General features: G+C 50.7%; 13 protein-coding genes. All 13 read right to left on the minus strand.

Annotated elements, in window-relative coordinates:
* Positions 1–29: 29 nt before the first annotated feature.
* Entirely contained in the window at positions 30–1304 is a 1275-nt protein-coding gene (locus tag F0L74_RS14040; RefSeq protein ID WP_149838477.1) for a glycoside hydrolase family 99 protein, read from the minus strand.
* Positions 1305–1387: 83 nt separating this feature from the next.
* On the minus strand, positions 1388–2941 hold the full coding sequence (locus F0L74_RS14045) for a RagB/SusD family nutrient uptake outer membrane protein (RefSeq protein ID WP_149838478.1): 1554 nt from the start codon (positions 2939–2941) through the stop codon (positions 1388–1390).
* A gap of 30 nt (positions 2942–2971) precedes the next feature.
* A complete protein-coding gene (locus F0L74_RS14050) occupies positions 2972–5968 on the minus strand; it encodes a SusC/RagA family TonB-linked outer membrane protein (protein WP_149838479.1) in 2997 nt (998 codons plus the stop codon).
* 175 nt (positions 5969–6143) lie between these two features.
* A complete protein-coding gene (locus F0L74_RS14055; RefSeq protein WP_149838480.1) occupies positions 6144–8000 on the minus strand; it encodes a carbamoyltransferase family protein in 1857 nt (618 codons plus the stop codon).
* A 6-nt stretch (positions 8001–8006) separates the two neighbouring features.
* On the minus strand, positions 8007–8156 hold the full coding sequence (locus F0L74_RS34030; RefSeq protein ID WP_262714234.1) for a DUF5989 family protein: 150 nt from the start codon (positions 8154–8156) through the stop codon (positions 8007–8009).
* 9 nt (positions 8157–8165) lie between these two features.
* A complete protein-coding gene (locus tag F0L74_RS14060) occupies positions 8166–8399 on the minus strand; it encodes an SxtJ family membrane protein (protein WP_149838481.1) in 234 nt (77 codons plus the stop codon).
* 32 nt (positions 8400–8431) lie between these two features.
* Positions 8432–10441: an SGNH/GDSL hydrolase family protein gene (locus tag F0L74_RS14065; protein WP_149838482.1), complete on the minus strand. Its 2010-nt coding sequence runs from the start codon at positions 10439–10441 to the stop codon at positions 8432–8434.
* Between the two features lie 62 nt (positions 10442–10503).
* The gene (locus F0L74_RS14070; protein ID WP_188315999.1) at positions 10504–12939 is read right to left on the minus strand and encodes a bacterial transcriptional activator domain-containing protein; all 2436 of its coding nucleotides are present in this window, start codon (positions 12937–12939) and stop codon (positions 10504–10506) included.
* 189 nt (positions 12940–13128) lie between these two features.
* On the minus strand, positions 13129–13917 hold the full coding sequence (locus F0L74_RS14075; RefSeq protein WP_149838484.1) for a DUF4350 domain-containing protein: 789 nt from the start codon (positions 13915–13917) through the stop codon (positions 13129–13131).
* 101 nt (positions 13918–14018) lie between these two features.
* Entirely contained in the window at positions 14019–17567 is a 3549-nt protein-coding gene (locus F0L74_RS33640; RefSeq protein ID WP_213086962.1) for a glycoside hydrolase family 19 protein, read from the minus strand.
* Positions 17568–17911: 344 nt separating this feature from the next.
* Positions 17912–20446 (minus strand): zinc-dependent metalloprotease, encoded by a 2535-nt coding sequence (locus F0L74_RS14100; protein ID WP_149838485.1) that lies wholly within the window; start codon positions 20444–20446, stop codon positions 17912–17914.
* Between the two features lie 43 nt (positions 20447–20489).
* Complete coding sequence (locus F0L74_RS14105; protein WP_188316000.1) at positions 20490–21947, minus strand: RagB/SusD family nutrient uptake outer membrane protein; 1458 nt, start codon at positions 21945–21947, stop codon at positions 20490–20492.
* 10 nt (positions 21948–21957) lie between these two features.
* Positions 21958–25212, minus strand: a complete 3255-nt coding sequence (locus F0L74_RS14110; protein WP_188316001.1) for a SusC/RagA family TonB-linked outer membrane protein — start codon at positions 25210–25212, stop codon at positions 21958–21960.
* Between the last annotated feature and the right edge of the window lie 32 nt (positions 25213–25244).

The following is a 25244-nucleotide window of genomic DNA, read 5'->3' on the forward strand; positions in this document are numbered from 1 at the left end:
CAGCTTTGTAAAACGCGGAATGGATCCTGTTAATTGCGCTTAGGCATTTCCTGGCTCAACGGCTTTTCCTTACGCAGCATCTTAGCCGCTTCGCCGGTAAGCCACAGGTAAAGGTCTGAGGGTTTACCATCCATATCTATAAAGGATACATTCTTTGCCACCGGCGGGTTGTCAGACACTTTAAAGATGGCGGTGCCTTCGTTCACCTCATCAAACATAGCTACATAGATCATAGAAGCGCCTGCGCCAATGGCGGTAGATAACTGCTGCCAGTAGAAACGGCCTCCCTGGCGCGGAATGGAGCCTATGGGTTTTATATCATCCGGGAATTCGTGCATGCTCAGGTTATGCCAGCTAAAGCCCGGACAAACACAGGGCACATATTCGATCTTATTTTGCCGGCACCATTCCATATCATTTACGATCTGATCGCGGTAACGGTCCATATCATTATGCAGCAATGGTGAGAACCGCTGCACCATCCAGGGCATTACAATATCTGCGCGTTTAATGATGGTATGGAGGTAAGGATCGTGGATACAATCTGCATTCAGCTCGCGCCATGCGGTAGGCACACCCAGCATAACGGTGCAGTGCCCATATACAGGATCGTTCTGCAGGAAATCTATCAATCGCTCCAGGCCTATATTACGGATATCATAGGGCCTGTCCGGGAAGCCAATTCCCCAGATACATACGATCGGTTTGCCGTTCTCATGCAAATAAGTATTGGCGCCGGATTGGCGGGTTACCTTCAGTGTATCTACCAGGTATTTCCAGTCCTGTATAATGGCGGAGCAGTCTTCTCCTTTGCCCCGTAGGCCAGAGAGATCATACATCACGGCAATGGCCCTTTTGTATTTGGAGGCAGCTTCCAATGCATTGGATAAGATGATGGAAGATTCTTTTTTGCCGCTGCCTTCGCGGGTACTATTAAAGAAGCGCTGCATAAATACGCCGTCTACACCGTATTGCTGCATCCATTTAAAATGCAGGTCCACCGTGCTTTTATCCAATGAGCTAAAGAAGCGGGCTTTTGAACCATCCTTTAATACAAAAGGCGTTTCGTAGGTCTTTTCATACTCGCTTACATCCGGCCAGGCATCTATGCTGCTACGTGTATCATCCCCATAGGCATAGCGCCGGGCAGCAGAACCATCGCCTGCCGCCCGGAACCAACCCTGGTAGCCTGCCATTACCAGCCCTTTATAGCTGGGGTATAATGTCTGGGCGCTATGCCTTTCCTGAGCCGATAGCGTGGAAGTGTAAATAAAAAAAGAGAGCAGTAATATGATATATCGCATGAGTGATTGTTAAAGGGTAGGTACTAACTATTAGCTATTGCCTGTTAGGTAGTTGTAAACAGGCAATAGCTAACAGCTTTTTATTAATATCCGTCGTTTTGCTCCCATTGCGGGTTACGCAGCATTTCCTGCAGCGGGATGGGGGCCAGGTAACGCTGTTCCAGCGCGGCCGGATTGTTTTTTATCGCATCCGGGATGGGCGCTTCCTCAGCACTGCGCGTTGCCAGTATTTGCGGCAGCAGGTGCAGGCGCACAATATCATACCAGCGTATACCAAACTCACCTGCAAACTCATACGCGCGTTCCTTTACCACAGAATCGCGGAAGGCGGTGAGTGTTAGCCCCTGTGCCAGATCCGGCAGGCCAGCACGGCGGCGTACCTGGTTAACAGCGGCATAACCTTCTGCGGTAGGCGCATTGGCCGCCATGGCAGATGCTTCCGCATAATTCAGCAGCACCATGGGATACCGTATAATATCCAATGATTTATTGGTACTAGGCCCTGCGGAGATGATGGAGGTAGGCGTTTCCACGATACCATCGCCTACACCCGCCCGGAATTTCTTATAAAAAGGATGGTGTGATAAGGTGGCGTTGGAATTCCAGGGCACCAGGTTATAATTATTGGTGGTACCCACCCTTATCTTCAGCGTATCGTAGAAAGTGGCTTCTGTTCTCGCACATACGGGTGCGTTGAGGAAGAAATTGATCTCCGGGTAAAAATCGTTCCAGCCTGCAGGGCCAGACAGCGGCACTTCGTCCTGCGGCATACAGGAAGAGCCATACAAACGCTGCGGCAGATTGCCCGCCACGTTGAATTGTAAGGCAAACACTGACTCCGTGTTGTTATTGGTGGTAAACACCTTTGCATAATCCGGCACCAGTGAGTATTTACCGGATTTAATAACAGCATCTGACTGTGCGGCAGCCAATGCGTAGTTAGCGGTTTGCTGCAGCGGATAACCGGCCATTGTTAAGTACACCTCTGCCAGTAATGACTGTGCAGACAGTTTATTGGCCCTGCCCGGCGCGCCGGGGAAATTATCAGGCAGATAATCAGCAGCTGTTTTCAGGTCACTTACGATCTGCTCATAGATCTTATCCACCGGGTCGCGCTGCGGCCTCGCGTCTACATCCAGCGGCGCATTGATCAGCGGCAAAGGGCCAAAGGTCCTTACCAGCATGTAATAGCCAAACGCCCTTAAAAAATAGGCCTGGCCGGCATATTGGTTCTTTACTTCATCTGTGGCATTTACCTGCTGATAGTTAGCCAGCACGTTATTGGCCTGGTAGATAGCGGTCCAGGGGCCCTGCCATGCGTTTGACAGGCGGTTGTCCGGCACATCGGGCGTGGCGTTCAGCTGGTCAAAAACAAGGAAACCCTGTTTGTTGGAAAAACTCACCGTGCCCAGGTCATCAGACCCAAAACAAGGCGTAACCGCGCTGATGTTCGCATAGGCCGCATCCACTGAATATTGCAGGTAGATAGCCGCCACGGCGGCATCCAGGTCAGACACAGATTTAAAATAGGTACCTGGCGTGAGGTTCCCCTTTGGATCTTCCGTCAGCTTCTGACAACCGGTGAATACAACGGCCAGCAGCAAAACGAATGGAAGGATATATCTTACTCGTATCATGTGATTTGTTTGAAAGTATAAAGCTTGTTATCAGAATCCGGCACGCAGGCCAAAGGTGTAAGTACGCGGGTTAGGTATCACCCCCATTTCCAGGCCCTGCGTAATAGCATTGGTGGCATTGGATATTTCGGGATCATAACCCGGATAGCTGGTCACCACAAAAAGGTTCTGCCCGCTCACATACACTTCCAGGTTGCGCAGCTTTATCTTGCTCAGGAGATGGTCAGGTATATGGTAGGTAAGCGACAGGTTCTTTAGCTTCATATAGCTGGCATCATATACAAAACGGCTGCTGTTGTTGTATTTAGCTGTAGTAGCGCTAAAGGCGGGAACATCTGTTTCCCTTTCCGGCGTCCACATATCCAGGGCCTCTTTGGTGGTGGCATTGCGCGCATCACCCACGCCGCCCCACATATAGGCCAGCGTTTGTGAGAAGATCTGGTAGCCGGTAGCGCCCTGCAACATTACGCTAAGGGTAAAGTTGCCGTAGTTGATATCGTTGATAAACCCAAATGTAAACTTAGGCGTACCGTTTCCGATGATCATCTGGTCTGCGGCGTCATACTTCTTATCATTATTTACATCCACATATTTGGCGTCGCCGGGCTTCATGCCGTATTGTGCTGCTTCGGCGGCGTCCTTGCTCTTCCAGGTACCCAGGAACTGGTAACCGTAAAAAGAGCCCAGGGGCTGGCCTACACGCAGAATGGAGAGATTGGTCTGCGGGGAGCCAATATTGTTTACGAGGATATTATCCAGCCCGCCCAGTTCTGTGATCTTATTCCTGTTCACGGAGGCGATCAGGTTACTGGTCCATTTAAACTTGCCACCCGTTACCGGCGTGCCACCCAGTGCAAACTCTATACCCCTGTTCTCTACACTGCCAATGTTACGGGCGTAGCTAAGACCGCTGTTATAAAATGGCGTTTGGTAATTATACAGCAGGTCCTTGATCTTTTTGTAGTAAGCATCCACTGCAAAGGTGAGCCGTCCCTGCAGGAAGGCTGCGTCCAAACCGGCATCATATTGTTCTGTACGTTCCCATTTAAGCGATTTGGAAACAGGGCCACCAAAAGGTGTGGTGGTAGATGGCGTAGCGCCATCAAAATAATAAGGTTGCCCGGTACTGATCTGCTGGATAGTAGCATAGGGCGCTACGGCCTGGTTGCCGGTTACGCCATAGCTGGCGCGCAGCTTAAGATCAGAGAAGAGCTTATTATCCTTCATGAAACCCTCGTTTGCTATGTTCCAGCCTAAGGCCAGCGAGGGGAAAGTGCTGTACTTGGTAAGGAGGTGCGAGGAACCATCCACGCGGATAGCGGCGGTAAGCAGGTATTTATTCTTATAGGCATAGTTCACCCTGCCCATATAAGACTGCAACGCATCTGCCCAGTAGCCGGAGGTAGCAAACTGCGTTTTGCCCAGGCCTACATTATAATACCCTAATGAATAGCTGGCCAGGTTTACCCCTTGCGCATTATTGGTGATATTACGCTGGTTCTGCTGCTCATACAGCGCTGTAACCGTAAGGGAGTGATCGCCAAAATCGTTCTTATATGTGAGGAAGTTACTGTTCTGATAGGCGCGGAAACGGGTGCTGCCGCTGGTGGCATTATCCCTGTTGGCCATACCCAGGCTGGTTTCTTTGCCAAACAGTTGCTGGCTCAGGATCCATCTTACCTCATAGGTATTATTGGAAGTAAAGGTCAGGTTCTTTAAAATGCGCCAGGTAAATACGCCGGTACCCGCCAGATTAGTGGCGCTATTGTCTACCGCCTGGTTCATGGCCTGGGCTACCGGGTTGATCTGGATGGATCCAAATTGCGCGGAAAGGATGTAGTTACCGTTGGCATCCTTAACCGGGGAGGTTGGGTCCCATTCCGTAGCCTGGGTAAAGGGATCTATCAGATCACCCGGGTACTGGATATTACGGTCCTGCGGGAATACCGCGTTTACGTTCATCTTCAGGTCCATCTTGTCATTCAGCTTCACATCCACATTGCTCCTTAAAGTGGTGCGTTTATAGTACTGGTTCTTGATAAGACCCGGTTGGTCCAGGTGGTTAAAGGAGAACAGGTATTTTACCCCCTTGTTACCGCCAGATACGCTCAACTGGTAGTTCTGGATCCAGGGTTGCTGCTGCAACTCCTTTTGCCAGTCTGTACCGCCGCCGCCCGTACGCAGCCCTTCCAGCTCCTGGTCATTAAAAGCGGGGCTGCCGCCGTTGGCCAGGTTCTGTTTGTTAACGGTGCGGGCAAAGTCATAAGCGTTCATTATATCCAGCTGCTTTGGCACGCTCGCCTTGCTGAACCAGGTACTGAAATCCACATGGGTCTTTCCTTCCTTACCGCCTTTAGTGGAGATAAGCACCACGCCGTTGGAACCGCGGGAGCCATAGATGGCGGTGGCGGAAGCATCCTTCAGGATCTCTATGTTTTCGATATCATTGGGGTTCACAGATTCGATGCTGCCGCCAATGTAACCGTCGATCACATACAGCGGCTCATTGGAGCCGGTGATGGAGTTCACCCCGCGGATACGCACACTGAGCCCTTTACCCGGTTGCCCGCTGCTGCTGGCCACCTGCACGCCGGAGGTGGTACCCTGCAAGGCCTGTTCTACCCTTACCAGGGGGCGTTTAGCGATCTCTTCTGACTTAACGGTGCTGGTAGCGCCGGTCACATCGCGCTTGCGTTGGGTACCATAACCCACCACCACGATGTCATTGAGCGCGCGGGTACCCTGTTCCAGGCGTACGGATACCGTGGGACCGCTAACCGGCACCTCCTGCTCCGTATATCCTATATAGGATACGATTAAAACCGGGGCTGCCTGCTCCCCTACATTGATCTGGAAATTGCCTGTAGCATCCGTAACGGCGGAAACGTTGCTGGCTTTTACCCGGACCGTGGCGCCGGGCAATGGCTGGTTATTCTCGTCTGTTACCGTGCCCTTTATCATTCGTTGCTGGGCATGTACATCCAGAAAACCAAATGCGATGATAAGTATCAGTACTAATCTCTGCATAACGTGCTGATTGGTTGTTTAGATGGATTAATAACCCTGCAAGTAAGGAGAGGGTCACTAACGGGGGCCTTAATAACGGGCTAACAGACTATTAATTTGCAAATGATTTTTAATAAGGGTACTAATAACACCTTATTAATAGCGTATAATAAATTGGTTATTAATTATTTATTGGTTAGTCCGGCATAAAGCAGGCAGGCAGGATATTTTGCACACCTGTCTGTTTCGTATGGTCAAACAGGTAGTGATCCATGACCAGGTAATCCAAACCGGTACGCATAAATGCCAGGAAGGCATCTTCCGCGGTGCAAACGATCGGCTCTCCCCTCATGTTAAAAGAGGTATTGATCAACAGGCCGCAACCGGTTAGCTGCTTAAACTGATGGATCAATTGCCAGAAGACCGGGTGCGTATCCTTATGCACTGTTTGCAGGCGGGCAGAATAATCCACATGCGTAACGGCGGGTACCACGGAGCGTTGCTGCCGCAAGCGCTCATACAGCGGCATGCCTTCATGAAAGGTTGGCTGGGTGATGCACATGGATGGTAAGAGCGCTGTTACAAATAACATATAAGGAGAGGGCGCCCGCCGCTGAAAGTACAGCTGCGCATCTTCTTCCAGTACGGCCGGCGCAAAGGGGCGGAAGCCTTCCCGCAGTTTTACTTTGAGATTGATGCGCTGCTGCATTTCCGGGTTGCGCGGATCTGCCAGTATGCTGCGGTTGCCCAATGCACGGGGGCCGAACTCCATACGGCCATGGCACCAGCCAACAATGTTGCCTGCCGCCAGTAATTCACCTACGCGGGCGGTTAAACAGTGGGCATCCGCTATATAGGTTGCCGTAGCGTTATAACTTTGTATCACCGCTTCCACTGCCGTGCGGGTAATTGCCGGCCCCAGTAGGGCGCCTTTCATTGCGTCTTGTCCGGGCATAACCTTCCGGTCTGCCTGCAGCGCGATATGTAAAGCCGCCAGGGCAGCCCCAAGAGCGCCACCGGCATCGCCTGCTGCCGGCTGTATCCAGATATCTTCAAAGACCCCGTCCAATGCGATCTTTGTATTGGCCACACAATTCAGCGCCACCCCGCCTGCCATCACCAGGCGTTTGCTGCCGGTGATACGTTGCGCGGTGCGGGCCATCATCACCACAATGGTTTCTGTTACCTGCTGTATGGCCAGGGCCAGGTTCATATGGGACTGGCTGATCTCCCCTTCCGGTTTACGGGGCGGCAGGCCAAAGAGCCGTTCCCACAAACGGTTGTTCGTCATGGTAAGGCCGGTGGCAAAATTGAAATAGCGCATATTCAGCAGGATGGAACCATCTTCCCGCAGATCCACCAGCTCCGTTAGTATCTTATCCTTAAATATGGCAGTTTCCCTATCATTAACAGGGCCATAAGGCGCAAGGCCCATCAGCTTGTATTCCCCACTGTTTACCTTAAAACCCAGGTAATGCGTAAAGGCGGAGTATAATAACCCCACGGAGTGCGGAAAACGCAGCTCCTGTAGGATCTTAATGTTATTGCCTTCTCCATGGCAGATAGTAGTAGTGGCCCACTCTCCCACCCCGTCAATGGTGAGGATGGCTGCTTCCCGGAACGGCGAGGGATAAAAGGCGCTGGCCGCATGAGACAGGTGATGTTCCGGGAAATACACCGGCACATTGGCGCCGCCCCCCAGCTTACGAAGGTGTTTACGCAACAGCCTTTTAATAAACAGCTTTTCCCGGAGCCAGGCGGGTATGGCCGTAAAGAAGCTGCGAAGGCCCGCTGGTGCAAAAGCATGATAGGTTTCCAGCAGGCGCTCGAACTTAAGCAGGGGCTTATCATAAAAGGCCACGGCTGTAAGCTGCTCATAACGTAGGCCGGCTTCTTCCAGCACATATTGTATGGCATTAATGGGAAAAGCGGCATCGTGTTTAATCCGGGTGAAACGCTCCTCCTGCGCGGCGGCTACCACTTCCCCATTGATGATAAGCGCCGCAGCGCTATCATGATAATATGCAGATATACCCAGTATGCAATGCTCCAAGACGTATTAGAATAAGGTGTAAATAAAAGGCGCCAGGGCCGGCACGCTGGTCAGTACCACCAGCACCGTCAACAGCAGCAGCATGACGATGAGCGGAAGCATCCAGAACTTTTTTCGCGTGCGTAGAAAGAGAAATAGCTCTTTGAAAAAATCCATAAATGATAATTAAAAGGTGTGCAGGAGATCTTCCCGGGTAAAAGTATGATCGCGCGGCTGCATAACGCTGCCGCGGCCTTTTTTGAATTGCCGTAACTGTAGCGGGTCTTTGCGGGCCAGGCGGCGGCAGCAGGCCACAGGTACTACTACCAGGCAAAACACGATGCCCAGGATGATACGGCTGTTAACAGCGCCCAGGAGCTCTCCGAATTTTACCCAGGCTGTATAAAGTTTTTTTATCAACGGTTGATGTGTTTTAGGTTTGTTGTCAGGCCTCATTGTTGTTTTTCTTGAATGTTTTCCAACAGTAATAAGGCGGCTTTGTTCCCTGGCTCCGTCTTTAATATTTTCTGCAGATAAGTAGCCGCTCCGTCATTATTTCCCATCTGTATATATTTATTTACTACCGGGCGCATGATTTCCTCCGTAGCCGGCCTGCTGCCGGCGGTCTGCTCCAGGCGGATCACTTCCTGCGCCAGCTGTTTTACCGGCGCCAGGTTCATGCCTTTGTCATTATGTAGTATGGCATAATCCAGATAAGGCAGGGCGGCATCCGGGCGGTCCATTTTCAGGTACAGCACAAACAGCGTACGGGCTGTTTCAAAGGTTGGCGACAAAGCAAAAGTTTTCCGGAAATAGAACACGGCATTGTCAAGATCGTTCATCTGCCCGTAAAGGTTGGCTGCCTTATCGTACAAAGAGGTCTCCTGCGGGAACTCCAATAGCAGGGTTTCCACTACCCTGCAGGCCTTCGCCCATTCCTTACGGCCGGTGTAATAGGTATATAATGTATCCATTACCTGCGGCCAGGAAGTTTGCTGAAAGGCCAGGCCGGCGGCCAGGCGTTGTTCTTCGGTAGCTATTTGTAAGGTATCCGGTGTTTGGCGGAACGGCCAGCTCTTTTTCAACATATAGATACGATAAGCGCCCGCCAGCGAATCCACAGCCGTTACGGGCATGGTTTGCCGCAGCCGGGTAAAATCCATGGCATCCGCGGTATCCGCCGGCAGGATATGCGCCTGTTGCAAGGCTTTATAAAACACATCAGACAATATGGCGTAGCCCTCCAGGTTAGGATGCACATGTTCCAGTAATAACTCATTCCCAATGATATGCCCCGGCGAAGCCTGTTCAAATGCTGCCTTTGCATCTACGAGGTGCGCATGTTGGTACTGGCTGCATAGTTTGGCCAGTATCCCGTTAAAGACTGCCGGCGCACGGAAACGCAGCTGGTCCAGGTCTTTGGCCGTGACGAGCTCCTTGCTGGCGGTTGTGCTGTCTTTTAGCGACAGGCGGCCTATATAATAATGAGTGGCGGCGTGCGTGTGGCATAACTTATCCGCGGCGGTAAACCCCGCCAGCGCGCTGGCCGAATCGCCGGTTTGCAGGGCCTGCAAGGCGGTGTTATAACTGCGCTCAAAGCGGCGGCGTACGCTGCTGTCTGCCGGCAGCTCGCTGGTAAAGGGCGGCAGATCCTTTTCATTATCCACCAGGGTGCTCACAAATACCGGTATCTGGCGTTTATCCAGGTAATTTAATACGGCGTTCATGTTTGTGGTGAACTGTGTTACTCCCCGTTGATACAGCGTGGAATTAAATGGTATTTGTTGATTGGCGACCATCAGCTCCATTCTAGCTTTGCCATTGCCAGCCTCCGCAGGTACGGCTGCCCGCACTATCTTTTCGTAGGTGCTGGTGAACAGCTGCATCAGGCGGAAATTTCGCAGGGCCAGCACCAGGTTCACCAGCCCTGTATTGCCGGCTATCCGTTCCGTACTGCCTACCCCCAGGCTGCCATAGTATTCGTTATGCCCGGCATAGATCAGCACTGCATCCGGCTGATAAGCAGCCACCTCTTTTGCAAAGCCCAGTACCGTGAAGGAGTTGACTGCTGTGAGGGACAGGTTGATGACCTCAAAATCCTTATCCGGGTAATTACGCATGAGGCGGTATTGCAACCAGCGGTGAAAAGCGCCGTTATGGAAATAGGGATAGCCAATGGTGGTAGACTCTCCCAGGACGAAAATGCGGCAGGTACCGGCCGGTTTCTCTTTCCGGAATAGTTCTGTATTGCCGGTAGTGGCAATACGCTGGTTCAGGAAGTATTTTTTGGAGGCCTGGGGGTTGAGCACCAGGTAGCGGTTATCTGCCGGGTAGGTGATAAACAACCGCAGGTCATGGCCGTACTGGAAGGCGCGCAGCAGCAGCTCCACGATCACGAGGAGGAATATGGGGATGCAGATACTGATAATCTTAAATAACCACAGCCTTTTGGATTTGCTCATAGGCTGCAATATAGGAGCGGGGTATTAACAGGGGCATTAATAATACACTAATAGGGGGATATTTAACTAAACACCTCCTGAAAACTCCCCTGAAAATCTTCCCCGTACATATGATAATACTCCTTCGCAAACTTATTGAACAGCGCCTTTGCCATGGAATGACGCCCCAACTGTCCCAGGCTTTTACATTTTAACCGCAAAGCTTCCTCATTTACGGGATCAAAGATGAAGATGCCGTTGGCGATCTCTATCAGAAAATCTGGGTCGTCCTGGAACTGCAACGCCGCCGCTGACAGCACCGATAACGCCATACCGGATATTTCCGATTGCATATCCTCCAGCCAGGGATAGGCGGTATCCGCCAGTAATGAACCGCGTTGGATGATCTGCAGCAACTCCTGCATCTCTTCTTTGCTATGTTTACCAGCAGGCTTGCATAAATGCAGGAAAGCCTCCAGGTCGATGCAAATATCGTCTTTTGTATAGTGCAGGCTCCAGCGGTCCGCCTCTTTTACGAAGTTGCAGGGCCCCAGTTTGTCCAGGATGGCTTTTAGCTTCACCATGTTCACAGAGCGGTTGTTCTGCGCTTCCTTACTGGACTTATCCCGCCACAGGGTGGTATACAGCTTTTCTGCGGAGATGCCTTTGCCAGACCATAATGTATGTGTAGTAATGATCAGGAAAAGCTCTTTTAACAAGGGGGTAAAACAACGTGTTATATCCTGGCCATCCTTATCATATACTTCGAACTGGCCAAACAGGCAAACCCTGGCGGGTGCATACTCCGGCGGAATGGGAACACTCAGGGGAGCAGGCGTTTCGCGGTCTAAGACCGGTATAGGCATAACCGGGCTTTCTAACGCAGCGGCCTGCCGCTGTAATTGCTTCCGCCGCCAGGTGATGTAAGCCAATAATACCAGGCCCGGGGCGGCCAGCAAAGCAACATAATACCACCAGGGCAAGCCCCTATGCGGGGGCGTAGCCGGCAGCAGCTGATTAGGCGGAAAGGCAATGGTGTATATTTTTACTTCTGCATGCTGGTCCTTATCCGTGTAGATGGTAATACCAGCCAGCTGTTTGCTATTGGCGCAGTAATACAGGTCTGCAAAAGATTGTACGTCATGATAACGGTACGGGAAGGTATTCCCCAACAGCTGGTACTCCGGTTTTTCCAGCGAGCCGCGTACCAGCTGCAGCGAGGAATTAAACTGGCCATTAGGGTATACCAACGCGTAATATACTTTCTCCGTTTCATCTATTACCATACTGTTGGCAAAACAGAATTGACGGTCTGGCGCCGCCAGGCGGTACAGTGTTTTAAAGCTCCGGTCCTTTACGCTAAACCGCAACAGGTCATAATAATATTTAGGGTTCACCACCTGGTCGCCGGTGCTGCTGCCGTAGCCGCCCATGATGTAGGCGGTATCTCCCCTTTTGTTGGTCCCCAGGGCTGCCAGGTAACGGGGCGAAAAACGATCGCCCTGCACGGGCAGCAGGGTGTCCCATTCCCTGCCGGGCATATGATAACGTTGTACGCGGTTCTTGTATTCCAGCTGCCCGTAGCCGCCCATGATGTACATGGAACTATCATAGGCAGATATAAATTTATTGGCATGCCAGAACTCTGTTAAAGGCCCCGGCGTAAAACCCGCGCTCCATTGTTGCGTAAGCGTATCAAAGGTGTTTACTTTCCGTTGATCAATATAAAAGTTATACAGCCGGTGCAGGAAAGGATCATAAATGGATTGATTGCCGGGCAGCAAGGTATCGTGTTTGGCCGCCAGGGCTATGCCGCTGAGCGACATCTGTTTAAAATCGTATTTGTACAGGGAGTCTGCCGCTACAATGTACAGGGTTTCGCTTTCCCGGTCAAAAGCTACGCTGGGGGTGCCCTTTGTGTGCACGGCTCCAGCCAGTGCCCAGTCCTGGTGCTGTGGCCGTATCCAGCTGGCATTACGCACTTCCGCTATCTTTCCGTGGATGGTATCCCGGCACTGTTTGCCGGCGCTTTCGCCCAAAGGCCAGTAATATTTCTCTTTGCTGTCTTCACTGATCACGATATCGCGGATATTCATGGGCGGTATATCCATCATCTGGAAGCCCTCAAAATTGTTGGCCCCGAACAACAGGCGGCAACAGGGCGCATCGCCCAGGTTAGCCTGACTTTGGGCCACTAATTTGTTATTTATATATAGTGATACGTCCTTCCTGGCAGGATCGATCTTTATGCTGCAATGATTCCATTGCTGGTAAAGCGCGGCGGAGTCAATCGTGAATGTTTTTGAGAAGGTTTCCCCAATCAGGAAATCGAAGCGCTGTGTCTTCTGGTTGTAAACAAGATCTATATTCTGGCGGTTGGTGAAAATAATGCGCAGTACGTAACCGAAGTAGATATCATGATAAGGTATAAAGTTCAGGTCAAAGGAAAGAGTGGTTGTTTCTTTCAGGCACAAGGGTGCATCCGGCGTTAAATTAAGCGCGGTTCTCTTCTCTGGCACTACCTCGTGGCTCTGAAACCTTAATCCGTAAGATTGAGCAAAGAGCGTATCCCTGCACAGGCACAAAACAAGGACTATAAAGACACAATATTTCATAACGCAGCTAAAGCAAATACAATTTAGGTAAGTTTTACTTCAGCTGCAAATTTTCTGCCGGGCTCGGCCAGCAGCTACAAGATGCGTATAGCGTTATTTTTTTGCGGGCACTTTTGCCAGCACCCATTTTACAAAGTCTGCCGCGGCTTTATCATTTTCGAAGGCAGCGGGCAGGCGGCCGTTCACATACTCATTATACAACCAGGGATCGCCTACGGCTACTACCATGCCTCTACCATGATCTACTGCGGCAATGATGGCAGCATCTTTTGATTTCAGCACCGCTTTGCCGGGAGCTTTTACGCTGATGGAGCAGGCATCCTTCATGAAGATCTTTTTGGAGGTGCGGAATACCGGGTGATCCTGTATGTTGATGGCGCCATCCTCGAAATGCGCATCATCCACCACATGACTAATGATATCATTATTGAAATGCAGTCCAAATACAGCCGCCAGCTCATTAAAATGGGGCAGTTCCGTATTGGCGCTGTCATTAGCCAGCATTACCAGCACGCCGCCGGCCTTTACCCATTGTTCAATGGCTGTTACATCTTTCCTGGTAATATAGTGCGGAGCGGGGCTTTCTTTTTTAGTGTCCGGATCCACGATGATATATACATCCGACCCTTTCAAATTAGCGGAGGAGGGCGCTTCGTACAGCGTATTGAGCGTAGCGCCGTTCTTCTTAAAAAGATCACCCAGGATGGAATAGCCGTTATTATCTGTTTCTTCCCATTTGTAGTGGAAAGATTCCATTTTTCCGGCGGCATCCTTGCGGTGCTCGTCATTGAAATAAGAATCCAGGGTGACCAGCTTTTGCTGCGCGGTTACAGTGACAACGTGGAAGCAGGCAAAGGCCATGCTGATATATAAAGCTTTCATGCATCCAATTTAAAAAATTATTGTTTAAACCGGAAATACGAAAATAAAGCGGCCACCTCATAAGTGAGGCGGCCGCTTTCATGTTACGCTATGTGATCGTTTTACTGTATCACTATCTTATTGGTAATGGTATTACGACCGTTGGTGATCACCACGATATAGAAACCGCTGGCGATGTTGGTAGTCGGAATGTTTAACATGCCGGCGCTGGCTTTGTAAGCAGCCACCACCTTCATGTTGATATCCAGTACGGTTATCTGTACCGGCTGGGTAGCATCATACTTATCTACCCTTATTGAAAACGTATTGCCTTTGGCTATCGGGTTGGGATATACGGAAGCCGCTACTCCTTTGGCATTACCTTCTGCCACGGTGGTTGTTTTAGCAGCCGCCATTGTTCTCGCGGCAGCGCCTGCAACACCCCAGTTAAAGACTTCCCAGCCTTGCGGAGCAGGTCTGTTACAGGTCATTCCCTTTGTAGCGTTCTCGGAAGAAACGTACAGGCCATTGCTGCCTCTCAGGGAGATGGTACCATCTGCATTAACAAGCCAGTCAAATTTTTCCCAATCCTGGATGATGGTAGCGGCACAGGTCATATCCTGCGTACCGTTGCCGGAGGTAACGTATTTACCCATGTTGCTCAGCGCGATCTTACCGTTGCCGGCGTCTACTACCAGGAACTGGTTCCAGCCAGCTACCGCAGTAGCGTTACACCACATGGAGCCTACGCCGTTCTTAGAGCTTACGTACTGGCCATTAAAGCCCTGCAGCCAGATGGTCTGGCCGATAGGCGCGTCTGTAGTGGGAGGATCCACGGGGCCGCCATTGCCGCCCCTCTGTAACACTACGTCATGGATAGCGCTCAGCAGGGAGTTAGCACCGGTTGCGTCATTAGATAGTTCCCAGATCATGATACCGCCGCCATTGTCAAACGCCAGGTTGGTTTTGTTCTTGATGGTAGGGATACCGTTGTAACCTTCACCGTTAAAGGAGTCTGAGTTGGGGCTGGCGCCCATCTGCAGCAGCTGCCAGTACGGATACCAGTTAGGCCTTGAATAGAAAGGCACGCCCAGTACCGCTTTTTCTTTAGGTAAGCCACGGTTTCTCCAGTAGCTCAGGGAAGTTTGTGCATAGTTATAGGTAGAGTGGTTAGGTCCCTCTGCATCATATGCCATGATGTTCAGGAAGTCCACTACCGGGAATACGCTGGTCAGGATACCGCCGCCGGTACCGCCCTGCGCTACGATAGCAGCAGTAAGCAGTTTACCACGGCTGTGCATAGCGGTAGACAGTTGGGTCATCAGCGTTACGTAGTCGTTGGCAGATTGTGTGTTAGGATCCGGGTATTCCCAGTCAATATCCACACCATCCAGGTTATATTGGCTCACCAGGTTCACCAGCGCGTTTACAAAAGTAGTGCGTGCGCCGCTGTTGGAGGCCATGCCATGGAAACCACTGTCGTCACCATTATTCCATCCACCTACAGAGATCATTACTTTAACGCCGGCTGCATGTCCTTTGCTTACAATAGTTTGCAGTCTGCCAACATTAGGCATGCCCTGCAGGGTGCCGTTGGTGTTGGGCAGGATAAAGGCATAGTTGATATGCGTTAACTTGCTGTACTGTACTGCATTCAGATCCATATCACCCCAGGAAGGTATGTAACCGATCACTTTAAAGTCGCTGGTATTGGTTGGCGGCGGTGTAGTAGTGGTATCTTCGTCTCCGCCTGGTTCATCCGGTGGATTGGTGGCGCCTACTTCACCCCAGGTAAAGGCTTCCCAGCCCTGGATAGAAGGCCTGTTACAGTTCATGGGCTGCTCGCCGTTCTCAGAAGATACGTACATGCCATTGCTGCCTTGCAGGGAGATAGTACCGTCTGCATTCACCACCCAGGTGAAAGCTTCCCAACCCTGTGGCGCAGGTCTGTTACAGGTCATTGCCTTTGTACCATCCTCAGAAGATACAAACATCCCCTGGTTGCTCAGCGCAATCTTGCCGTTGCCGGCGTCTGATACCAGGAACTGCTCCCAGCCCTGTACATCAGGCCTGTCGCAGGTCATAGCGCCTACGCCATTTGCGGACGTTACATACTGACCGTTAAAGCCTTTGAGCCAGATGGTCTTACCGATCGGGGCCTCTGTAGGCTGCTGCGGCTCATTTGGATCTTCCGGATCTTCAGGGTCTTGCGGCGGGTTGCTGCCATTACAAGCGCCTACTACAGCCCAGGTAGTGTTAGTGCCCGGGATATCCGCAGCGCCAGCCCACCATTGGTTACGGTAGATGGTGCTGTTATAGCGCACAATACTGCCGGCAGCAGCATATGTTTTAGCGGCATCCCATAAAGGCAGGCCGGCGCAACCTTCAAAGGTCTGGCTGTTCCAGATGGAGAAGGTAGTGGAAGCTATTACAGAATCCTTACCGGGGCGGATACCCACTGCGGTAGCTGTATAGGATTTATAGGCAGATGGTTTCCATTGTACGGAAGTACCGGACAAACGCTGGCCGTCTATCTTGATGAATACCTGCGTGATCTCGCCACGCGGGTCGTTTTTAGCTACTGACAGGGTAACGTTTGCCAAAGAGGTTACATTCAGGATACCATTGGAAGGCGATGTAAAGGAGAGGGAAGCGATCTTGCTGCACTCTGCAGCGTCTGACGCAAAGGGGCGCATATTGGCGCATCCGCAGTTAGCAGGGTTGTTGCCGCCATTAAGCTCCATGCTTACCTGCTTAATGCCGGTATAGCGCTGGAAATGGCCTATACGGCTCTGCACCTTGGTGTTCTCTGAAGGGCCACCGCATTCAATACCACCGTTGATGATATTTACGGTAGCGCCAAAACCCGGGCGCAGGTTAAGTGATGACTGCTCAGGCGTAGGCGCCCATTTGCCGGGGATCATTACATCGTGACAGGAAGGTTTGGGATACTGCTGTGTCATCCAGAACCAGATACCGGTCTCAAATGCGATCACGCCATCTTCGATCACTTTCTCCGGGTTAGCCAGCAGCACGTTCTTATCGCCAAAGATGAACTCACTCACCTGTCCGTAGTTATAGTTATAACTTAACTGGATAGGACCGCGGCCGTGATAGGATTTACCAGCAGCAGGCGGATAGGTGGCGTCGGCTATACGGTAACCAATGTTGTTAGTACCCTCATAACCCTGCTCTTCGCGGAAATAAAGGCCCCAGGCATACTGTCCGCCGGGTGCTGTAGGCCAGCCACCGGTAGTTTCCTGGGAGATATTTGCCAGGAATGCCATCAGCTCCCTTTTGCGGGTAGCCAGGTCGCCCTCGCCTGCAAAGGAGGCATAATCAACCGTTTCCGTGAGGATGTTGTTGGGAGAGATGTTAAAATCCGCATCTGTACGGATCACTTTGGAAACGCCGGTGGTCTTGTCCACACGGGTAAGACGGTAGGCATTGGTGCCACAGCGCCTTTCCATAATGATCTTGATGTTGCCCATACGGCGTACTGCTTCTGCAAAGTTGGCATAGGAATAAAAATCCTTTGCAGCAGTGGTAGGCAGAGAACCGGAACCGGTACGGTCATCCGGGTTAAAGCGGTGCGGGAACAACGTGTTCCATTCTGAGCTGGCCAGCACATCGGAAAAATTCTGGGCATAGCCCTTGTTGGCTGCGGCCATGCAGCACAGGATAAAGGTTAAAAGAACGCTCCGCCTACACCATCGTTTGATGGTTGCGGACTGACAGTACAGGATTTTCATAGATATACAATTGGTTTTCAGTGAATAGACAATGAACGACAGATTTTTTTATGGTGAATAGGTGATATGGCTGTACAGTATATTACGTAGGTGTTTGGACATGGTTATAATACAAGCGATTATTCTGAGTGTTTGACTAAGGTGACGCACAACAAATGAAATGGTACTACGGAGAAAAATATTTTTTTTACCGGGCTATATTGTTATAAACGCAAATAGCTGCCACCATTACGGCAGCAGCTATTCGTCAGTCAGTCAATCAATCAACTTACCTTTACCGCGTGCAGCACGGCATTCAACCTTTCGTACAGGTCTTCGAGGTGCGCGCGCGTGGTATTATCCGCGGCTTGTACGGATGCGTTCTTTATCTCTGCGGCTAATGTCTTAGCATGGGCCTTTATGATGGAGAGGCCATCGTTCAGGCTATTGACGCCACTCTTCTCCGCCAGGGGCGGCAGCATGGTGATCAGCTTTTCCACATAGGCTTTTTGCAGCTGGCGGCGGTTTGTGCTAACAGGCTTGTGGGCTGCCAATTCTGAGAAGATGCCCTTTTTCAGATCCTGCAGCATATCTGCAGCAGCATAGGCTTTAGCCGGCTCATAGGCCTGCTGGTCCAGCAGGCGGTTAATAAGCTTTGGATCCAGCAGCATAAACAACACTTTATCCTGTACAGCGCTAACCATGTTAAAGCCGGTTTCTGTAACGTTAAATAGCTCTTGATCATTCAGCCATTCCGGCGTGGTAAACAGCTGCTCTTGTAAAAAGGCGATAGCCCTTTTCTGCTTTTCTTTTGCTACAAATTCGTATACAGGGCCAGCCTGCTCTACGGTACGGGGCGTGGTGAGGAGACCGCCTATATTGGCCAGCACATGGCCCATATAACGCTCGTACTGGTTCAGCACTTCTTTATACATTTCGCCGGCCTTTCCATAATCTTCTGCGGGCTCACGGGTCCATTCCATCAGGTGCGGCTCAATCCGCCGCAGGTTTTTAATACCATAGGCGCCTGCTTTCATGGCATCGTCGCCCAGGTCTTCATTCTGGTTACGCGGGTCCAGCATGGTCATGGGTACCCAGGGCATCTTTTCTATGCCAAAAGTGTAGCGTTTGCTGGCAGCCAGCTTATTGATGACCCATTTGTTCAAGGTTTCCTTTTCCGCAGCAGCAGTTTTTGCATCCGGGATGTAACGGTAGCCCCATTCAATGGCCCATTTATCATAGTCGCCTATACGGGGAAACATGCCTTTATCGCCAATGTGATCTTCCGGCTGCGCTACATAGTTAAAGCGGGCGTAGTCCATAATAGAAGGAGTATGGCCATGCGCCTCTACCCATTGTTTATTACGCAAACTATCTACCGGCACGGTGGAAGAGGAACCAAAGTTGTGGCGCAGACCTAACGTATGACCTATCTCATGAGAAGATACAAAACGAATAAGCTGTCCCATGAGCGCATCATCCAGCTGTAGCTGATGCGCGCGGGGATCTACTGCGCCAGCCTGAACAAAATACCATTTATGCAGCAGGTCCATTACATTATGGTACCAGTTGATATGCGTTTCCAGGATCTCGCCGCTACGGGGGTCCTTTACGCTGGGGCCCATGGCATTGGGCGTGCTGGATGGTTTGTACACCACTACGGAGTGGCGGGCGTCGTCTATACTCCAGGTACTATCATCTTTAGGCGCTTCTTTACCCACGATGGCGTTCTTAAAGCCGGCCTGTTCGAAGGCCGCCTGCCAGTCATTAATGCCCTGTATAAGATAAGGCACCCATTTTTTAGGCGTTTCCGGATCAATGTAGATCATGATGGGTTTAACCGGTTCTACCAGTTCACCACGCCGGTATTTGTCCATATCTCCCGGTTTGGGCTCCATCCGCCATCTCCAGGCCACGCTTTCTGTTTTTACGCCCTGGGGATTGGCGTCAAAATCCACAAATTCATCTGCAAAGAAACCTACCCGCGGATCGAAATAGCGGGGTTGCATAGGCTCCTTAGGTAACAATACTACAGAGGTATTCAATTCATAGGTATAGGACTTTATCTCATTTGTAATGGGATAAGGACGGGAACTATATGTCTTTACGGTCTTGATCTCTAGGTTCATCGGATAGGCCTTCACGCCTTCGATATAAGACCTGTCCGGCGCCTGCATGGAAAGTGTCATGAGCGCCTTCAGGGCAGCATCAAAAAAGAAGATGGAGTTATCGCCATTGATATAATCCGTCATCTCTATCACGCTGCTTTTGCTGGAATCGTTCAGCGCTTTAATAGGGAAGGCGGCCTGTACCGGCTGTATATTGCTGTTGGTGAGCGCGCGGTAAAGGCCATTCTCTGTGCTATCTGCGGAACGTTCCTTAAAAGAAAGTTTCTGCAGGAATAATTTGTTACCCGGCACTTTCTGAAAGCGGATCACGCACTCCCCTATCTCATCCCCTGCAAAGCTTAACGCGCCACCGGGCAGGCGTAGTTCTGCAGGCGCTTTGGCAATACGGGCCACCACCAGTATATCGCGTTCCAGCATGGAATCCGGTATTTCAAAAAAATACTTTTCATCCACCTTATGCACTTTAAAAAAGCCTTTACTGGTAATGGCGGTAGCAGGGATGATGTCCTTATAAGGTTTGGGCGCATCTGCCTTTGGAATAAGCAGGGCTTTCATGGCGGCCAGCGTGTCTACCTTTTTAACGGTGGTATCTGCTTTTTTGCTGTTGCCGGGCTTCTGGGCCAGGGCCGGCACAGTAATCAGCATAAGCAACAGGCGCAGGGCGCCTGTGCTGAAATTCTTCAGTTGCATGATGAACGATTACTTTTATGAACGGATGGTTTCCTTTGTTATGTTAATTTGGATATCCGGGATTTTGTGAGAGATGATCGTTTAACAGGATCTCGCTTTGCGGTATTGGCCATAGTAACCAGTTGCTGCTCCAAACGCCTCCTTTCTCCGGCGTTACAACACTCATGATGGCATCTGCCTTACCCGCACGTTTCAGATCAAACCAGCGGTGGCCCCATTCTGTGAAGAGCTCTACCTGGCGTTCATGCAGGATAGCATCCAGCAGCGCCTCTTTGGTGGCTGCGGTTGTACCGCCTAATCCTGCACGGGTGCGGATGGCGTCCAGATCGGCTTTTGCGCCGGTGAGGTTGTTCAGCTGGGCACGCGCCTCTGCACGGATCAGCAGCACCTCTGCCAGGCGGATGATCATACAATATTCCCCTGGCCCTGTGGGCAATTTATACTTCTTCGGGTAATAGTATGTGTGGGTAGGAACAGTACCAGTGGCGGCCACATCATCTACGCCTACCCAGGCGGCAAAACGCTTATCCCCTGTTTCAAATGCATTGAGCAGGCGGGTAGATAAAGACACTGGCCTGAATACATCCGGGGGCGCTCCGGGTGTAAGCAGGTATACCTGCGGATCACCCAGGCTTATACCCGCTCCTTCTGAGATGGGCGCCATTTGCCAGATAGCCTCCTGGCTGTTGGGCGGAAATGCGTCCACAGGATCTGCTGCCAATGCATAATGGCTATCACCTAATACGGCATCCGCCTGTTCTGCTGCATGCTGCCAGTCTTTCAAGTACAGGTATACCCGGGCCAGTAAAGCAGCAGCCGCCTGTTTATTGGGCCGGCCTTTATCCGTGGTGGTTTTACCATTCCCATTTTTATAATCATCGCTCAGCAATTGCTGCGCTGTCTGCAGGTCTTGTACTATCTGTTCATACACCTTTGCCTGCGGGCTGCGGGTGAGCGTATTATTGGCATTGTAATCCGTGGAAAGCGGCATGGGTACATCGCCAAACAGGTTCACCAACTGCAGATATAAAAATGCCCGCATTAACCGGGCTTCTCCCAGGGTCTGGTTCTTTACATCCGCACTCAATGCACCGGCGGCGGTAATGCCTTCTATAGCGGCATTGCATACATAGGTTTGCTGGTAAAGGCTATTCCAGATCGCGCTCACCAACCCTGTATTCTGTAATGCATTCACATAAAATGGCTGGCTGGTATTTTGCGGCGACCAGTTCTGCAGCTCATCCGCGTACTGGGCCATATAGTAACCGATGCTACGCTCGCCGCTGGCGATGCCGCCCCTGGATATCACCTTGCTGTATATACCTGTAAGTACGGCCAGGGCAGATTTATCATCATCGTATGCAGAACCTTTGGTAATGCCGGTAATGGGCGGATCTACCTGTACAAAATCCTTACATCCGGTAATGCCGGCTATGCATAGTATGCAGAGGGCAATGAAATATCGATGTATAATAGATGCTGTTTTATAATAGCGTTGCATGTTCTTCTGTTTATAAGGTGATCTGAAAACCGGCGGTATAATAACGTAGTGGCGGCATACGGGTGCTGCTAAGGCTTTCCGGATCCGTATTCTTATAACTGGAGATCGTGAAGAGGTTCTGCCCTTGTACATATACCCTTATATTAGCCACCCGCAGCCTGCTTAATACCTGGTGCGGCAACTGGTACCCGAAAGACAGGTTCTGCAGGCGGGCATAAGTGGCCTTACTAACGGCGCGTGTACTGGTGCGGGCTAATATCTGGGAATAAAATTGAAGGGGGCTCTGCGTATAACTGCGTACATCCGTTATATCGCCCGGTTTCTGCCAGCGGCGCAATGCTTCTACCGTAGCATTATACCTGAACCCCGGCGGGAATACCATCTGCTGTCCGAACGCATTCTGCCCCATCCTGCTGATGAAACTGAAATTCACATCCAGGGAGAAGCCTTTGTAATACAGGGAATTCAGTAAACCGCCGGAATATTTAGGCGTAATGTCTACCAGCTCCGTCATATCTGTAAGGGCATTAGGAGTTGAGGTGATATTGCCTTTGCTGTCATAGAAGGTATATACGCCTGTTTGCGGATCAACCCCTGCGTATTTATATAACTTATACATGCTTACGGACTTACCTATCACAAATCCATTCTTATCGGAAGATTTGTCCAGGTCAGGGTAGGCAATCAGTTGATTACGGTTGGCGCTGATGTTAAAGGACGTACTCCAGGTGAAATCCTTTGTTTTGATATTAACCGTCCGTAACACGGCTTCTATGCCCTTATTCTGAATAGTGGCCGGCGAGTTACGCGTAATGCTGCCAAAACCGGTTACCTGTGACAGATCATATGGCAACAGCTGATCAGAAGAACGGTTACGGTACAGGTTCACCTCCAGTGATATACGATCTTTCAAAAAACCAAGCTCAATGCCGGCTTCCAGTTTTTTATTCAGCTCCCAATGCAGATCCGGGTTATACAGGCTGGTTGGCACCAGGCCCTGGTTACCCTGGTAAGCATTACCAAAGGAATACAGATCATAGAATAAATAATCCCTGATCTGGTCATTACCAGTGGTACCAAAGCTGCCTCTTAATTTACCAAAGCTCAGGAAAGGCAGGTTATTCTTAATAAAAGCTTCTTCTGTAAAGATCCAGGTAGCGCCTACTGCGCCAAAGAAATGGAATTGTTTGCCGGGACCAAACCTGCTGGAGCCATCATAACGCCCGGTGAGGTTCAGGATATATTTATTGTTCCATGCATAATTGAGGCGGCCAAATAACGCATTATAGTTGTAGAGCGTTTGCGAATAGCTATCTACATAGCTGCTATCAGCAGCGCCTGGGTTTTCCAGCAGGGCCTCATTGCTGAACCCAAAAGCATCTATGGCCAGCGAGTTAGTTTTGGTGCTCTGGAATGTAGCGCCCACCAGGGAAGACAACACGCCTTTACCCAGGGTAATGGTATAGAGGGCCTGGGGCTCTATAGACCAGGTGCTGTTATTAAATGTGGTGTATGAGCTGCTGTTCTTCGGATTCAGATCCAAAGGGCTGAAGAAGGAAAGCGGCGTACCCAGGAATTCGTTAATGGTGGAAGTATTATAGCCTAATGAAGTTTTCAGTTCCAGGCCTTTTAAGGGGCGGTAGCTGATCACGGCATTGCCTATGAGATTATTTGCCCGCTTTTTATAGCGCTTCTGCAGATCCTGGTAGGGATTGGACCACTGGCCATTTGCCCAGTTCAGTGTTCCATCCGCATTAAAGGGATCCGGCGATACGGGCGGGTTATTGAATAGATAAGCGGCGAGGTCTGTGGCGTGTATATTATTGAAGGAATACACATAATCGCCGGACAGCTGCACGCCTACTTTCCGGTTGGCTGTTTCCGTATTAGTATTGAAATGCAGGTTAGCCCGCTGATCAGCGCCGCCGCCTGGCTGCACGGATGTTTCACGATGGTAACCGCTGCTGATGCGGTAGGTGGTACTGTTGGCGCCACCGGCAATACTGATCTGCGCATCTGAGGTATGGGCCTTCCTGTCCAGCAGCTGCTTAGACCAATCTGTATAACGGGTGGTATCCCATGTGCCGTTAAGATCATAATCATTGGGCAGTATGGGCATTTTATCATTTGCTTTTGCTTCGTGCCGCATCTGCATATATTGCTCCAGATTCAGCATCCTGGGCGCGGTAGATGGCTTAGAGAAACCGGAATATACATTCACGTCTATTCTCGCATTCCCAGGTTTTCCCTTACGGGTGGTGATCAGGATAACACCATTTGCACCCCTGGATCCATAAATGGCGGTGGCGTCTGCATCCTTTAGCACATCTACGCTTTCAATATCCGCGGGATTAAAATAACTCAGGAAATTACCGCCACTCAAGGCCTGGTTGAGCATGGTGGGATTCAGCTGTCTGGAGGGATAAGGCACCCCATCTATGATATACAGGGGATCGTTACCTGCAAAGCTATTGATGCCCCGGATATTTACGCGGATCGATGCGCCCGGCAAACCGGCATCCTGGGTAATGACCATACCCGGAACGCGGCCCTGTAAAGCCACCAGCACATTACTCACCGGATTTTTGCGGATGTCCTCTCCTTTTATCGTAGTCACATCACCGGTATTAAAACGTTTGGTGGTTTTTCCATAACCTATTACCTGCACCTGATCAAGATCGTTAGTGGCCGGGCTTAGGACAATGGTCATAGCAACGCGCGGATTAGCTTTGGCGGTCATTACATTATAGCCGGTGTAAGTGATCACCATCGTATTGTCTTCCTGATCAGAGCTGATCTCGAAATAGCCGTTTGCATCTGTTTGTGCGCCGCGCCTCGTACCCTTTATCATTACCGTAGCGCCGGGCAAAAGGGTTCCGTTAATGTCTATCACCCTTCCACGGATAAGGACATGGGGCCGCAGGCTGCCGGTATCTGCAACATTTGGCGGCGTAACAAGTGTTGCGGTCACCGGCGCCTTTGTTATAATAATGATGTTGTTCCTGATCTCGTAGCGCAGGCCACGATCCTTCAGCAACTGCCCAAGCAGCTCTTCCACCAGCCGGTTCTTTACATCGATGGTGACCGGAGCCGCATGTTCTGCAACGGCGGGGCTCAGCAGGAACTCCTGCCCCGTCTGGGCCGTCAGCAGTTTACACACCTGCGTGAGCGGCGCATTTTTCACTTTCATTGTTACCCGCTGTCCAAAGCCGGTAGCACTTACGTGCAAGGCTCCCACCAGCATCAGCACCATGATTAACTTCATAATCATCAGCGTTTTAATAAGCGAAAGATTTC

Source organism: Chitinophaga agrisoli, assembly GCF_008386695.1.
In the GTDB taxonomy this organism is placed as follows: Bacteria; Bacteroidota; Bacteroidia; order Chitinophagales; family Chitinophagaceae; genus Chitinophaga; species Chitinophaga agrisoli.

Excerpts from the sequence above, each read along its gene's own strand:
- F0L74_RS14045 (WP_149838478.1), bottom strand. The coding sequence starts at position 2,941 with ATGATACGAGTAAGATATATCCTTCCATTCGTTTTGCTGCTGGCCGTT.
- F0L74_RS14110 (WP_188316001.1), bottom strand. The coding sequence starts at position 25,212 with ATGAAGTTAATCATGGTGCTGATGCTGGTGGGAGCCTTGCACGTAAGT.
- F0L74_RS14100 (WP_149838485.1), bottom strand. The coding sequence starts at position 20,446 with ATGCAACTGAAGAATTTCAGCACAGGCGCCCTGCGCCTGTTGCTTATG.
- F0L74_RS14050 (WP_149838479.1), bottom strand. The coding sequence starts at position 5,968 with ATGCAGAGATTAGTACTGATACTTATCATCGCATTTGGTTTTCTGGAT.
- F0L74_RS14105 (WP_188316000.1), bottom strand. The coding sequence starts at position 21,947 with ATGCAACGCTATTATAAAACAGCATCTATTATACATCGATATTTCATT.
- F0L74_RS14065 (WP_149838482.1), bottom strand. The coding sequence starts at position 10,441 with ATGAGCAAATCCAAAAGGCTGTGGTTATTTAAGATTATCAGTATCTGC.
- F0L74_RS14075 (WP_149838484.1), bottom strand. The coding sequence starts at position 13,917 with ATGAAAGCTTTATATATCAGCATGGCCTTTGCCTGCTTCCACGTTGTC.
- F0L74_RS34030 (WP_262714234.1), bottom strand. The coding sequence starts at position 8,156 with ATGGATTTTTTCAAAGAGCTATTTCTCTTTCTACGCACGCGAAAAAAG.
- F0L74_RS33640 (WP_213086962.1), bottom strand. The coding sequence starts at position 17,567 with ATGGCCGCAGCCAACAAGGGCTATGCCCAGAATTTTTCCGATGTGCTG.
- F0L74_RS14040 (WP_149838477.1), bottom strand. The coding sequence starts at position 1,304 with ATGCGATATATCATATTACTGCTCTCTTTTTTTATTTACACTTCCACG.